Here is a 13800-nt window from a genome sequence, read left to right on the forward strand (position 1 = left end):
GCGCCTCCGACGAGACGCGATACATCATTCGCGAACTAACGCTATATCGCGTCATGGGCGCACGCCAAGCCCGCACCCGTTCCGCATCGGGAAGGGGAACGCCGGTGCGTCCGCGGCGGGTTTGCCGCGTGGGGCATGTCACAGACGGGACGGCCGTCCTGTCCTTCTTCGGACAGTCCCTGTTTGGAGGAACGCATGAGCGCTGAGCACGCACACCTGCCCCCCGGCGTCGAAGTGGTCGATACCCTGCCCGAGGCGGCGGGCCGGATCCCGGCCGGCGCCGAGGCCAGGACGATCCGGGTCACCCTGGCCCCCGGGGACCCCGGCGCGCCGCCGCACCGCCACCCCGGGCCGGTCTTCGGCTACGTCACCGAGGGCGAGATCCTCTTCGAGCTGGAAGGGCAGCCGCCCCGCGTGCTCAAGGCCGGTGACGCCCTCTTCGAGCCCGGCGGCGACGTGATCCACTACCAGGGCGCCAACAACCTTCCCGATGCGCAGTCCCAGCTGGTGGTGATGATGTTCGCGCCTCCGGGCAGCCCGGTGCTGACCGTGGTCGGCGAGGAGGAGTTGGCCGAACGGCGGCACCTGCGGGTCACGTCGTGAGGTCCCGCCGCTGAGTCCTCGGCGGCGGGTCGAGTGCGGGAAACCGTGAGGCTCCGGGTGGACCGGCCGTCGACCGAGGCGGACTGTTCCGCCCGGAGCCTCACGCGTTCGTGGCCTCAGCTCGGGTCGATCGTCTTCGAGGCGCGCCGGAGCAACTCGAACCGGGCCGGCTGCTCGGGGCCGCCGCCCAACGGAGGGGAGGCGTGCCCGGCCCCGCGGGGGTGCCGTGGTCGATGAGCGCCTGTTCCACGCCGGCGGCGCGAACACGAAGATCGTCTCTGCGGCGTGTGCGGCCTTGTTCGTGAAGCGGTGCCGGACCCCCCGCGGAACATGGACGAAGTCCCCTTGGGAAGTGCGCGGGATTCCCGGTGCGACGCACGGCTGTGCACGTCGCTGATCCGAGCGGGCACGGCACGGCCGCGCCGTTGGACTCCGGCTCATGGGACGACGAAGCCGGGCCCGCGCCTCCCGGCCCCGAACCACCGGCCGCCACCGCGGCCCGGGCCGCGGGCCGACAGGACGCCCGACGGCGCGGACGGCACGGCCAGGACCGGGCAGTGGGCGTGCGTGAAGCAGTGGGCCGCGACCGACGGCACGAAACGCCGCTGCCAGGGGCCGTGGGAACCGGCACCCACCACCAGCAGCCCCGCCCCGTCGCCGGCCACCTCCACCAGCGCCGGGCCCGGCCGCCCCAACGCGAGGACCGGGCGCAGCGGCGGGTCCAGGGGCAGGTCGCCGTCAAAGGCGGCGTCCAGGGCCGTCAGCAGCCGGCGCCGGGCGAGGCGCCGCCAGCGGTCCGGCTCCGGTGGGAGGGGCGGCCACCTGTTCCGCGTCCCGCCGGCGCCGTCCCACGCCGCCTCCCAGGCGGTGACCACGGTCAGCACGCACTCCCGGCGCCGGGCCTCCGCCGCGGCCCGGCGCAGTGCCGCCACACTCCCGGGGGAGCCGCTGACGCCCACCACGACGCACTCTTCGCGGACCTCGTTCATGCCTCCATGAAACGCCCGGAATCGCGCGGACCAGGGGTCCTTGTCGCGATCCTGACGTCGCCCTCACCAGCCCCGGCGACCCGCGCCGTTAACGTTCGCGCGCTCACCGTCAACGTCGCGTCAGGGATCACCGTCGCCCCCCGGACCCCGGGCATAGCGTCCCTGATGCGTCCCGGACCGCCGGCCCCGGCCGGGGCGCCCCAGGAACCGCAGCAGGTGCCGCACCAGGAGGAAGCCATGACAGAGCTCACGTACGGGGACGACCCGGAGCCTTCGGATCCGTCCCCGGCCGGACGACACCGGGAGACGTTGTACGTTCCCGTCCGGCCGGGACCCGTGGGATGCGTCGCGCGCATGTTCCGCACGCCCCTGGGCGGCCGTACGGCCGTCGGCTTCACCACCGCGGAGCGTCTCGCGGAGACGCTCGGCCCCGACCAGCAGTGGATCCCCCTGTCGGAATCCGCGCTCCGGTCGCTGGCCCGACCGCTGGGCGTCACGGCACTGACCGTGGACCCGCAGTTCGCCGCACCCGCCGTGTCGGACGGGCCGGAGACCGGTCGCCGGCTCGACCCCCAGACTCTCGGGGTTCTCAGGGTCACCGGCGCGGTCGCGCTGGTCGACGCCCTGGCCCTGTGGATCGGCTGAAAGGAGCGCTGTCATGACTCTCGTCACCGAGCACTTGGAGACCGCGTACCCCGACGCCGACCTGTCGGTGTGGCCCGCGTCCGCCTCCTCCGCCCCCCACGGTGAGGTCACCGTGGGCGGGGTCGCCCTGACCGAGGTCGCCGAACGCTTCGGCACCCCGGCCTACGTCCTGGACGAGGGCGAGGTACGCGACCGCTGCCGCGCCTACCGCGCGGCCTTCCCCGACGGCGACGTGCTGTACGCCGCCAAGGCCTTCATGTGCCGTGCCATGGCCCACTGGGTGGACGAGGAGGGCCTCGGCCTCGACGTCTGCTCGGCGGGGGAACTGGAGCTCGCGGTCGTCACCGGCTTCCCGCCGGAGCGCATCCTGCTCCACGGCAACGCCAAGAGCCCCGAGGACCTGGCCACGGCCCTGCGCCTGGGCGTGGGCCGGATCGTGATCGACAGCACCGGCGAGATCGCCAGGCTGGCCGCGCACGTCCCGCCGGGGGACCGGCAGAAGGTGCTGCTGCGCATCGTGCCGGGCATCGCCGCCGGTCACCACAACGCGGTGCGCACCGGCACGGACGACCAGAAGTTCGGGCTGTCCCTGGCCGACGGATCGGCCCAGCACGCCATCGCGCGTGTGCTGGACCAGCCGCGCCTGGAACTGGTCGGCCTCCACTGCCACCTGGGCTCGCAGATCAGCAGCGTCAAGCCGTACCTCTCGGCCGTGCGCCGGCTGGTCGGCCTGCTGGCCGCCGTGCGCAGGCAGCACGGCGTCACGCTGCCGGAGCTGGACCTGGGCGGCGGGCACGCGGTGGCCTACCGTCCGGGCGAGGCGGCGATGGACCTGACGACGCTGTCCGCGCGGGTACGCGCCGAACTCGCCGAGGGCTGTGCGGCCGCCGGGTTGCCGGTGCCGCGGCTGACGGTGGAACCGGGCCGCGCGATCGTCGGCCCCGCAGGTGTGGCGCTGTACCACGTGCTGTCGGTCAAGCGCACCGGCGGCCAGACCTTCGTCGCGGTCGACGGCGGTATGAGCGACAACCCCCGGCCCGCGCTGTACGGGGTGCGCTACGCCCCGCGGCTGATCGGCCGTCACTCCACCGAGGAGCCGGTGCTGGTGACGGTGGTCGGCCGGCACTGCGAGGCCGGTGACATCCTCGCCTCCGCGGTGCCGCTCCCCGCCGACGTCCGTCCCGGGGACCTGCTGGCGGTGCCGGTCGCGGGTGCGTACCACCTGTCCATGGCGTCCACGTACAACCTCGTCGGCCGTCCGCCGGTCGTCGCCGTCCACGAGGGCCGGGCGCGGCTGCTGGTCCGCCGCGAGTCCCTGGCCGATTTCCGCAACCGCGACATCGGGCTCTGAGCCCGCGCGTCGTCCGACGCCCCCCGAGCGCCCTCCGGGCAGGTGATGTCCCCGCGTCCCCCTGCCCGGAGGTGCGACATGCCCGATTCCGGTGCGCGAGTTCCGGTCCACGAGTTCCGATCCACGAGAAGAGAGAGTCCGGTGAGTGTGGAGTACACCGTCCGCCCGAGCGTCGCGGAGGGCCTCAGATGACCTCCGCACCCGCACCCGTCAGGCCGGACCGTGAAACCCCCGCCCTTCCTCCCGAGGCCGGCGGGCAGCGCGGTGCGGGCACCCGCCCGCTCGCTCCGGTCCAGCTGTGGCTCGCCCTCCCCGAGGCCCTGCGCAAGCTCAACCCGGTGACGCTGGTCCGCAACCCGGTCATGTTCGTCACCGGGATCGGCGCCGCCCTGACCACCGGGCTCGCCGTCGTCCACCCCTCCGTGTACGGGTGGCTCATCACGGTCTGGCTCTGGCTCGCCGTCGTCTCCGGCAACCTCGCGGAGGCCGTCGCCGAGAGCCGCGGCAGGGCCCAGGCCGACGCCCTGCGCCGCACGCGCCGGATCACCACGGCCCGCCGGCTGACGAAGGACGGCGAGAAGGACGTGCACGCGATCGCCCTGCGCCGCGGCGACACCGTGGCGGTCGAGGCCGGGGAGACGATCCCTGGTGACGGCGACGTCGTGCAGGGTGTCGCCGCCGTCGACGAGTCCGCCGTCACCGGCGAGTCCGCACCCGTCATCCGCGAGGGCGGCGGCGACCGTTCGGCCGTCACGGGCGGCACGAAGGTGCTGTCCGGCCGCCTCGTCGTGCGCGTCACACGGCAGTCGGGGGAGAGCTTCATCGACCGCATGATCGCCCTGGTGGAGGGCGCCGACCGCAGGAAGACACCGCACGAGATCGCGCTCAACCTGGTGCTCGCGCTGCTCACCGTCGTCTTCCTCGTCACCGTCGTGACCCTGCGGCCCATGGCGATCCTCTCCGAGGACCCTGGGAGCGCCGCCCTGACCGCCGACGGAGCCACCGCGATCGCCCTGGTCTCGCTGCTGCTCTGCCTCGTCCCGACGACGATCGGCGCCCTGCTGTCGGCCGTCGGAATCGCCGGCATGGACCGCCTGGTACAGCGCAACGTCCTGGCGGCCTCAGGCCGGGCCGTCGAGACCGCCGGGGACGTCAGCACCCTCCTGCTCGACAAGACCGGCACGATCACCCACGGCAGCCGCCGGGCCGGTGCGTTCCTGCCGCTCGGGGACGTCGATCCGGAGTGGTTCGCCCAGTCCGCGCTGCTGTCGAGCCTCGGCGACGACACCCCCGAGGGGCACTCGATCGTCGCCCACGCCCGTGAGCACTACGCGCTCTCCCACCACAAGGCCGACGAGCTCGACCTGCCCGACGCACGGTGGGTGCCCTTCAGCGCCGCCATCCGCATGTCCGGGGTGGACCTCCCCGGCGGCAGGCAGCTGCGCAAGGGCGCCCCCGCTGCCGTCGCCGCCTGGGTCCGCGAGCGGGACGGCACCGTCCCCGCCGGACTGGACGTCTACGTCGAGCAGGTGTCGTCCGCCGGCGGGACGCCCCTCGCGGTCGCCGAACTCCCGGCCGCGGGCGGCCCCGCGCGCGTTCTCGGTGTCATCCACCTGAAGGACGCCGTCAGGCCCGGACTGCGCGAGCGCTTCGAGGAGATGCGCCGGATGGGCATCCGCACCGTCATGGTCACCGGCGACCATCCGGTGACCGCCCGCGCCATCGCCGAGGAGGCGGGCGTGGACGGCTTCCTCGCCGAGGCGACCCCCGAGGACAGACTGGCCCTGATCAAGCACGAACAGGCCGGCGGCCACCTCGTCGCCATGACGGGCGACGGCACCGACGACGCACGGGCGCTGGCCCAGGCGGACGTGGGCGTCGCCATGAACACCGGCACCTCGGCCGCCAGGGACGCCGGGAACATGGTCGACCTCGACTCCGACCCCACGAAGATCGTGGAGATCGTCAAGGTCGGCAAGCAACTCCTCGTCACCCGCGGCGCGCTGACGACCTTCTCGATCGCCAACGACATCGCCAAGTACCTCGCGATCCTCCCCGCGGTGTTCGGCGGGGCGTACCCGGCCCTGGACGCCGTCGACGTCCTGCGGCTGCACTCGCCGGCCTCGGCGATCCTGTCGGCCGTCGTCTTCAACGCCGTCGTCATCCTCGCGCTGATCCCGCTCGCCCTGCGGGGCGTCCGTTACCGGCCGGGCAACGCCGCCTCGCGGCTCACCCGCAACCTGTGGGTCTACGGCCTCGGCGGGGTCGCCGCGCCGTTCCTGGCGATCAAGCTCATCGACCTCGCCCTCGTCCAGTTCATCCCCGGGATCTGACCATGTCTCGTACCTCCACCCTGCCCCGCTGGGCGGCGCATCATCTCGCGGCCGTCCGCGTGGTGCTCGCGCTGACCCTGCTCGTCGGCCTGGCCTACCCCTTGGGCATGACACTGCTCGCCCAGGCGCCGGGCCTGCGTGACGCCTCGTCACGGGACACGCTCATCGGCAAGGCCTACACCGACTCCAAGGGCAACCCGCTGCCCGGCTACTTCCAGTCGCGCCCCTCCAACGCGGGCGACGGGTACGACACCGCCGCCTCCGGCGCCGGCAACCAGGGCGCCGAGAGCGTCGTCGACACCGCAGACAAGCCCAGCCTGCTCACCCAGGTGTGCTCGCGCAGCAAGGCGGTCGGCGAACTCGAAGACGTCGACGGCTCCCGCCCCTACTGCACCCCCGACGGCGTCGGGGCCGTGCTCGGCGTCTTCCGCGACGGCGGCACCACGGGCCGCGTGACCCGCGTGGTCAGCCTCAACCAGGCCTGCCCGGCCCGGCCGTTCGTCGGTTCCTATGAGCACGTCGCGGTCGGCTGCGCGGAACCCGGCGCCGACTACTCCCGCGCCGTCGTCACCCCCGTGCGCGGCGACGCCCCGGCCCGCCCCGAGGTTCCCGCGGACGCGGTGACCGCGAGCGGCAGCGGTCTCGACCCCGACATCACCCCCGCGTACGCGGGCCTCCAGGCATCGCGCGTCGCCCGCGAGCGGGGGATCGGCGAGGACACCGTGCGCGCGCTGATCGCGCGGTACACCACCGGCCGCGCCCTCGGCGTGCTCGGCGAGCCCGCCGTGAACGTCGTCGAGCTCAACGCCGCCCTGGACCGCACCCACCCGACGCGCGGAGCGTGAGAGCAGACATGTACGGCTGGATCCAGGCCTCCCTCGTCATCGCCGTCGTGGTCGGCCTCCACGTCCCCCTCGGCGACTACATGGCACGCGCCCTCGAAGGCGGCCGCCACCTCAGACCCGAACGCGCCCTCTACCGCCTGTGCGGCGTCGACCCCGGCAAGGAACAGGACTGGCGGCACTACCTGTTCGCGCTGCTCGCCTTCTCGGCCGTGAGCATCGCCGCGCTCTTCGCCCTGTTCTCCCTGCAGGACAAGCTGCCGTGGTCGCTCGGCCGCGACGGCATGCCCTGGCGGCTCGCCCTCCACACCGCCGTCAGCTTCACCACCAACACCAGCTGGCAGAACTACGCGGGCGAGTCCACCACCGGCCACCTGGCCGTCATGGCGGGCCTGGGCACCCAGGCCTTCGCCTCCGGCGCGGTCGGCATCTGCGTCGCGCTCGCCCTCGTGCGCGGCCTGGTCCGGCGCGACACCGACCAGCTGGGCAACTTCTGGGTCGACCTGGTACGCAGCACCTTCCGCGTCTTCCTGCCCCTCGCCGTCGTCTCGGGCATCGTCCTGATCGCCCTCGGCGTGCCGCAGCATCTGTCGGGGAGCGACCAGCTCGCCGCCCCCGTCGGCTCCTGGGAGTCCGTCAAGCTGATGTCGGGCGACGGCGGCGGTGTCTTCAACGCCAACAGCGCCCACCCGCTGGAGAACCCCTCGGCCTGGAGCAACACGCTCGAGATCGTGCTCATGCTGCTGATTCCGACCGCGCTGATCCGCACCTACGGCAGGCTCGTCGGCAGCCTCCGGCAGAGCTGGACGCTCCTCGCGGTGGTCGGCATCCTCTTCGGCCTGCTGCTCGCCGCCGCCAACCTCGCCCAGAGCGCCCACACCGGCACGGTCAGCGCCGCGGTCGGCGGTCACACCGAGGGCACCGAGACCCGCTTCGGCGTACCGGCGAGCACCCTGTTCGGCGTGTCGGCGACCGCGTCGGCTGACGGCGCCGCCAACGCCTCGTACGACAGCTTCTCCAGCCTCGGCGGCGGGGTCCTGCTGGCCGGCATGATGCTCGGCGAGATCGCGCCCGGCGGCACCGGGAGCGGACTGTACGGGCTGCTCATGGCGGTGCTCGTCGCTGTCTTCGTCGGCGGCCTGATGGTCGGCCGCACGCCGGAGTACCTGCGCAAGCGCATCGGCGCCGGGGAGATGCGGTACGTCGTGCTCTACGCGCTCGTCGCGCCCACCGCGATCCTGGTGTGCTCCGCCATCGCCGTCGCCCTTCCCGGCGGACGTTCCTCGATGGGCAACCCGGGGCCGCACGGCCTGACCGAGCTGATCTACGCGTACACCAGCAACACGGCCAGCAACGGCAGCGCGATGGCCGGTTTCAACGGCGCCACCGACCTGCACAACCTGCTCATGGTCGCCGCCATGCTGATCGGCCGCTACCTCCCGATGGTGTTCGTGCTCGCGCTTGCCGGGCGTCTCGCCCGGCAGCGGCCGGGCGTGGTCACCGTCGGCACCCTGCGCCCGCACGGGGTCAACTTCGTGGTGCTGGCCACCGGCGCCGCCCTGGTCCTGGCGTTGCTGAACTTCCTGCCCGTCCTGTCCCTCGGGCCGGTCGCGGAGGGCCTGCTGTAGTGCCGACGGCCCGCCACCCCGGGCCGCGAGACTGAGAAAGTGACGAGGACCCGGTACCTCACAGCCGACAAGTCTCGACGGCTTCACAGCCGACGCGGGTACCCGGGGCGGACATCATCTTCGTGCGCGACGACGTCCGCCCCGTCCACGAGGCGATGACGGCCGCCGCCCGGGGCCGCGACATCCGGCTGGTCGGCGGCGGTGAACCGGTCGGCTGCTCCGCCGGCCGCGGACTGCCGGGCGGCCTGGTCCTGAGCGTCGCCCCGGTGACCCTCGGCGCCGGCGCGCCGCTGCTCCCGAGGCGGTTGACCTCGGCCCGGCTGCGGCTGACCGGCGTCGAGCGGGCCGGCCGGTTCGCCTGCCTCACGTACACGACGCGCCGAGGCCGGTGCCGGGCGGCGGACCCGGCCCCTCCGGCCACGCCCCGGAAATGCGATACGCGCTCTCTTCACCCGGATGACGACGGGAGGAAGCGCGGGCGAACGCGGCAGACGCGGCGCGGGCCCCTTCCCCGAGAACTTCCCGCGAGGGGAACGGCCGGCGGCCGGGCGATGACGGGGGCGTGTGTTCCCGGCGCGGCAGAGCGCCGTCCGTGCGAAATGCGCGGGCGCGCTCTGCGGCGTCGTGCGAGTATCTGCGGATGATCACACTCACCGACGAACTCGGACGTCTGGCCTGCACGGTGACGGGGGACGGGCCGCCCGTCGTCCTCGTGCACGCCGGCGTCGCCGACCACCGCATGTGGGACGGCGTCGTGCCCGGCCTCGCCGAACACCACACCGTCATCCGCTACGACATGCGGGGCTTCGGCCAGTCCCCGCCACCCACCGGCCCGTTCAGCGAACACGACGACCTGCGCCGTGTCCTGGACCACTTCGGCCACGAGCGCGCCCGCGTGGTGGGTGCTTCCTTCGGGGGCCGTGTGGCGCTCGACTTCGCGCTCGCCCACCCCGCGCGCGTCCACTCCCTGGCCGTGTTCGCCCCGCCGTGGCCGGGGTACGACTGGTCGCCGCAGATGATCGCCTACGACGCGGCCGAGACCGAGGCACTCGCCGCGGGAGACCTCGACGCCGCGGTCCGCGTCAACCTCGACATGTGGCTGTACGGCCCCGTCCGGGGGCGGGGCGAGGTACCCGCCGGGTCGGCCGACCGGCTGCGCGGGCCGATGCGGACCGCGCTGAGCCACCAGGGCGCGGTCGAGGCGCACTCCCGCGGCCGCGCGGACGGCGACGTCGCCACCCTCTCCGTGCCCACCCTGGTCGGCGTCGGCCTCCTCGACGTGCCGGACTTCCAGGACATCGCCCGCCGCTACGCCGCCACGATCCCCGGCGCCGCCCTGGTCGAGTTCCCGGCCGCGGCCCACCTCGTCGCCATGGACGCCCCCGCCGACGTGACCGCGGCGCTGGTTCCGTTCCTCGCCCTGTAGAACCCTTCGGGGCGCTCGCACCGCCAACGCGGTGGCCCTCCCGTCCGCACCGACCGCGCGCCGGGTCGCGGGGGTACGGATCATCCCCACGGACCGTGGCGTCCGACGTGCCGCGCACGCGGGACGGGCTAGGGAGAGGAGCAACCCCTGTGGACATGAAACTCGAGGTCGTGGTGGTGCCCGTCGCCGACGTCGACCGGGCCAAGGACTTCTACACGGGTCTCGGCTGGCGGCTCGACGCGGACGTCACCACCGGCGAGGACTTCCGCGTGATCCAGGTGACCCCGCCCGGCTCGCTCTGCTCGGTCATCTTCGGCACGGGGGTCAGTGCGACCGAGCCGGGCTCGGCCAGGGGTCTCCACCTGATCGTGGAGGACGCCGTGGGCGCCCGGGAGGAGCTCGTGGGCCGCGGGGTCGAGGTGAGCGAGGTGTTCCACGACGCCGGAGGGGTGTTCCACCGCGCGGGTACGGAAGGACGCGTGGCGGGCCCCGACGCGGAGCGGCGCAGCTACTGCTCGTTCGCGTCGTTCAGCGACCCCGACGGCAACGAGTGGGTGTTCCAGGAGATCACCGAGCGGCTGCCGGGGCGCTGACCGCCGCCCGCGGCGCGGGGCTGCGCACCGCGGGCGGCGGGCCCGCGGTGCGGCACCGTCACGCGCCGGCCACGGCCTCCGGCAGCGCGGTCACGCCGAGGATGGCGAGGCAGTTCGTCCAGAGCGGGCTGAGGCGACCGGTGTCGTTGTAGAGCTTCGCGAAGAGCACCTGCCCCTCGAGCTGCGCGACGATCGACGCCGCGGCCGCGTGGGTGTCGGCGACGGTGACCTCGCCGCGCTCGCGGGCCTCGGTGACGACCTCGTCGATCATCCCGACCTGCGTGTCGAAGATCTCCTGCAGCCGTCCGCGGATGGACTCGGTCTGGTTGCTCATCTCCAGCGTCAGGTTGCCGAACATGCATCCCGACACCGTGCCGCACGACTGCTGACCCGCGTGCTGGATCTCCTCGGTCGCCTCGAACAGCCGGCGCAGCCGCTCCAGGGGTGCCGCGTCGGCGCCCAGGATGCGGGTCCACTCGCGCCTCTGCGCCGCCCAGTGCTCGTCGACGACGGTCAGGGCGAGGGCTTCCTTGGACTCGAAGAAGTAGTAGAAACTGCCCTTGGGCACCCCGGCCGCCTTGCAGATCTCGGCCACCCCCAGGGCGGAGTAGCCGCGCTGCTCGATGAGCGTCTGCGCGGCAGTGATGATCTTCTCCCTGGCATCACTTGTGCGTCCCATGGCACCAGTATACGACCGATCGACTATTTCCTCGCCGACCGGCCGGGACCGCTGCTCCCCCAGGCCGGGAATCCCGGCCGGCCCCCATGGTGGGTCGGGCGGCGGGCCGCCCGCCAGGACCTGGTTCCTCCCTGCTGCGAGGCGGGGACTCCCACCCGCCCGGCGTCTCGGGGATCCCTGCCAGGCCCTAGCATGGCGGCGTGGAGCTGCGTCAACTTCGGTACTTCGTCGCGGTCGCCGAGGAGCTGAACTTCGGCCGGGCGGCCGAACGGCTCCTGATCGCCGGGCCCTCCCTGTCCCAGCAGATCAAGGCGCTCGAACGCGACCTGGGGGTCCGGCTCTTCGACCGCGACCGCCGCTCGGTGTCCCTCACCCCCGCGGGCTCGGCGCTGCTCCCGCACGTCCGGGCGCTGCTGGAGCGCGCCGACGACGTGGGGCGCCGGGCGAAGCAGCTGGCGGGCTCGGAGGCGGTGCGGCTCGGCTACGCCAACTGGCTCCCCACCGACCTGGCGGCCCGCGCGTCGGCGGTGGCGCGGCTGCACGTCGACGCGTGGATCGCGCCCTCCCACACCCAGGCCGCCCGGGTCGCCGACGGCAGCCTGGACCTCGCGGTCTGCTGGGTGCGGACCGAGGATTTGCAGCGGCAGGGCCTGCGGTCCCGGCTCCTGGGCGCGGACCTGCTCTACGCGGTCTCCACCGGCGACGACACCAGTCCCGTGCGTGCCGAGGACACCGCCGTCCTCCTCGACGACGACACCACCTCCTGGCTGTCGTGGAACCTCTACGCGGAGCGGCTTGCCGCCGACACGGGGGCCCGCGCGGTCCGGATCTCCGACGGCGGAGTCACCGGCAGCGGGTTCTTCGACCACGTTCGCCGCTGCCGGGGGCCGGTCGTCAACTGCCCCAAGGGCCAGACCGCCCCGCTGCCGCCCGACCTGGTCAAGCGTCCGGTGCTCGGCCCCGAGGTCTACTGGACCTGGTCGCTGGTCTGGCGGGCCGACGAGGTCAGCGCCACGGTGCTGGCCGTGGTGGACGCCCTCACCGAGGGGGTGGGCGACATCGGCATCCACCGTTCGGACGTCTGGCTACCCGACGGGGACCCCTACAAGCGATAGATTCCGATGATATGCCGGAATTGTCGTCAGGTTGTCCCGGTTATAGGTGACCGGTCGGCTATTTTGCCGGCGGAGTCCGTTCACCCCCAACCATCGGGAGCAGGTCATGAGCGTTCAGGGTCAGAAGGTCGCGGTTGTCACGGGAGCCTCGCAGGGCATCGGTGCGGGGCTGGTCGAGGGGTACCGGAAGCTGGGCTACGCGGTGGTGGCCACCTCGCGGAACATCGGCGCGTCAACGGACCCGGGAGTGGTGGCGGTCCCCGGGGACATCGCCGAGCGGGATACGGCGGAGCGGGTGATCGCGACGGCGGTGGAGCGGTTCGGCCGGGTGGACACGCTGGTCAACAACGCGGGGATCTTCGTGGCGAAGCCGTTCACCGAGTACACCGAGGAGGACTACCGCGCGGTGCTGGGTGTGAACCTGGACGGGTTCTTCCGCATCACGCAGCTGGCGGTGGAGCGGATGCTGCAGCAGGGCGGCGGCCACGTCGTCCAGATCTCCAGCAGCCTGGGTGACCAGGCGGACGCGAAGGTGACGTCGGTGCTGGCGTCGCTCACGAAGGGCGGCCTCCAGGCGGCGACCCGTGCGCTGGCGACCGAGTACGCGAAGCAGGGGATCCGCGCGAACGCGGTGGCCTTGGGCACCATCAAGACCCCGATGCACCCGGTGGAGACCCACGAGGTACTGGCCGGGCTGCACCCGGTGGGCCACATGGGGGAGATCGACGACATCGTCGAGGCGGTGCTCTACCTGGAGAGGGCGCCGTTCGTGACGGGTGTGACCCTTCCCGTGGACGGCGGCCAGAGCGCCGGCCGTTGACGTCCTGCGACCTCCGCCGTGGTGGGAGGCAGGGCCTTCCACCACGGAGGCCGCCGGTCCTGGTGTGCCGCGGTCCCCGGGCGCACCGTTGAGACCAGGTCGTGACCCCTCCTTCCCCGCACTCCACCGAGGTCCCCATGCCGACGTACGCACCAGCCCGGCCGGCCGGCTGTCCGGTCCGGGACGGCCTGGAACGGATCCTGGACGTCCTGCCCACGGTGCCCTGCCCCTGGCGGGCCCGCCGCACGGAGGTACCCGGCGCCGACCTTCGCTTCCCCGTCCCGCACGACCCTCGCGAGCTCGGCGCCCTGCGCCGGCGGGTGCGCCGCGCCCTGGACCGGTCGGCGGTACCGGCGGACGCGGCGGACGAAGCCGTCCTGGTCGTCTCGGAGCTGGTCACCAACGCCGTCACGCACGGTACGTCGCCCGCCGAGCTGCGCCTCGTCCTGGGGAGGGGACACCACGCCCTGCGCGTCGAGGTCACCGACGCCGGGCCGGCCCCGTCCGGCGACCGGGAGGGCGTGCCGCCGGACGAACACGGGCGGGGCCTGCCGATCGTGGCCGCCCTCGCGTCCGACCACGGCGTGAGCGTCCGGCCCGGCCGCACCACCTGCTGGGCCGACCTGCCCCTGGACCGGCCCCTGGACCGGCCCCGGCGGCACGTCGCAGGCCGCGGCCCGATCGTTCCCGTCGTGCCGGCGACGGCCCTCGCCGTGCTTCTGCTGGTCGCGGTGTTCGCGGCGGGCTGCCTGCTGCGCCTCGTCTGAGCCGGGGTA

Annotated in this window: 13 protein-coding genes; 11 read left to right on the forward strand and 2 right to left on the reverse strand. The window is 73.4% G+C overall.

Annotation, left to right across the window (positions count from 1 at the left end):
• Positions 1-195: 195 nt before the first annotated feature.
• Positions 196-603: a cupin domain-containing protein gene (locus tag OIE69_RS37825; RefSeq protein ID WP_326579441.1), complete on the forward strand. Its 408-nt coding sequence runs from the start codon at positions 196-198 to the stop codon at positions 601-603.
• A 437-nt stretch (positions 604-1040) separates the two neighbouring features.
• On the opposite strand, the gene OIE69_RS37830 is transcribed toward OIE69_RS37825, so the two are convergent.
• Positions 1041-1592 carry a universal stress protein gene (locus OIE69_RS37830; RefSeq protein WP_326579443.1) on the reverse strand — a complete coding sequence of 184 codons (552 nt, stop codon included), beginning with the start codon at positions 1590-1592 and terminating at the stop codon, positions 1041-1043.
• Between the two features lie 237 nt (positions 1593-1829).
• Between OIE69_RS37830 and OIE69_RS37835 the strand changes: the two genes are divergently transcribed.
• The 7 genes from OIE69_RS37835 (at position 1830) to OIE69_RS37865 (ending at position 10410) form a co-directional block, all read left to right on the forward strand.
• Positions 1830-2237: an SAV_915 family protein gene (locus OIE69_RS37835; protein WP_326579445.1), complete on the forward strand. Its 408-nt coding sequence runs from the start codon at positions 1830-1832 to the stop codon at positions 2235-2237.
• 13 nt (positions 2238-2250) lie between these two features.
• On the forward strand, positions 2251-3588 hold the full coding sequence (lysA, locus tag OIE69_RS37840) for a diaminopimelate decarboxylase (RefSeq protein WP_326579447.1): 1338 nt from the start codon (positions 2251-2253) through the stop codon (positions 3586-3588).
• Between the two features lie 188 nt (positions 3589-3776).
• Complete coding sequence (gene kdpB / locus OIE69_RS37845; protein ID WP_326579449.1) at positions 3777-5921, forward strand: potassium-transporting ATPase subunit KdpB; 2145 nt, start codon at positions 3777-3779, stop codon at positions 5919-5921.
• Positions 5922-5923: 2 nt separating this feature from the next.
• Positions 5924-6766, forward strand: coding sequence for a potassium-transporting ATPase subunit C (locus OIE69_RS37850; protein WP_326579451.1), 843 nt, complete (start codon positions 5924-5926; stop codon positions 6764-6766).
• Positions 6763-8391 (forward strand): potassium-transporting ATPase subunit KdpA, encoded by a 1629-nt coding sequence (kdpA, locus tag OIE69_RS37855; protein ID WP_326579453.1) that lies wholly within the window; start codon positions 6763-6765, stop codon positions 8389-8391. The genes OIE69_RS37850 and kdpA overlap by 4 nt, the downstream gene beginning before the upstream one ends.
• A 640-nt stretch (positions 8392-9031) precedes the next feature.
• The gene (locus OIE69_RS37860) at positions 9032-9817 is read left to right on the forward strand and encodes an alpha/beta fold hydrolase (protein ID WP_326579455.1); all 786 of its coding nucleotides are present in this window, start codon (positions 9032-9034) and stop codon (positions 9815-9817) included.
• A gap of 149 nt (positions 9818-9966) precedes the next feature.
• The gene (locus tag OIE69_RS37865) at positions 9967-10410 is read left to right on the forward strand and encodes a VOC family protein (RefSeq protein WP_326579457.1); all 444 of its coding nucleotides are present in this window, start codon (positions 9967-9969) and stop codon (positions 10408-10410) included.
• A 58-nt stretch (positions 10411-10468) separates the two neighbouring features.
• Here the strand turns inward: OIE69_RS37865 and OIE69_RS37870 are convergent, their stop codons facing one another.
• Positions 10469-11089, reverse strand: a complete 621-nt coding sequence (locus tag OIE69_RS37870) for a TetR/AcrR family transcriptional regulator (protein WP_326579459.1) — start codon at positions 11087-11089, stop codon at positions 10469-10471.
• Positions 11090-11289: 200 nt separating this feature from the next.
• Here OIE69_RS37870 and OIE69_RS37875 point away from each other — a divergent pair, with 200 nt between their 5' ends.
• From OIE69_RS37875 to OIE69_RS37885, 3 genes are all read left to right on the forward strand, one after another.
• Positions 11290-12204: a LysR family transcriptional regulator gene (locus OIE69_RS37875; protein ID WP_326579462.1), complete on the forward strand. Its 915-nt coding sequence runs from the start codon at positions 11290-11292 to the stop codon at positions 12202-12204.
• 106 nt (positions 12205-12310) lie between these two features.
• Positions 12311-13024, forward strand: coding sequence for an SDR family NAD(P)-dependent oxidoreductase (locus OIE69_RS37880; protein WP_326579463.1), 714 nt, complete (start codon positions 12311-12313; stop codon positions 13022-13024).
• A gap of 101 nt (positions 13025-13125) precedes the next feature.
• Positions 13126-13791: an ATP-binding protein gene (locus OIE69_RS37885; protein ID WP_326579464.1), complete on the forward strand. Its 666-nt coding sequence runs from the start codon at positions 13126-13128 to the stop codon at positions 13789-13791.
• Positions 13792-13800 lie beyond the last annotated feature (9 nt).

This window comes from Actinacidiphila glaucinigra, from assembly GCF_035918135.1.
GTDB classification, from domain to species: Bacteria; Actinomycetota; Actinomycetes; order Streptomycetales; family Streptomycetaceae; genus Actinacidiphila; species Actinacidiphila glaucinigra.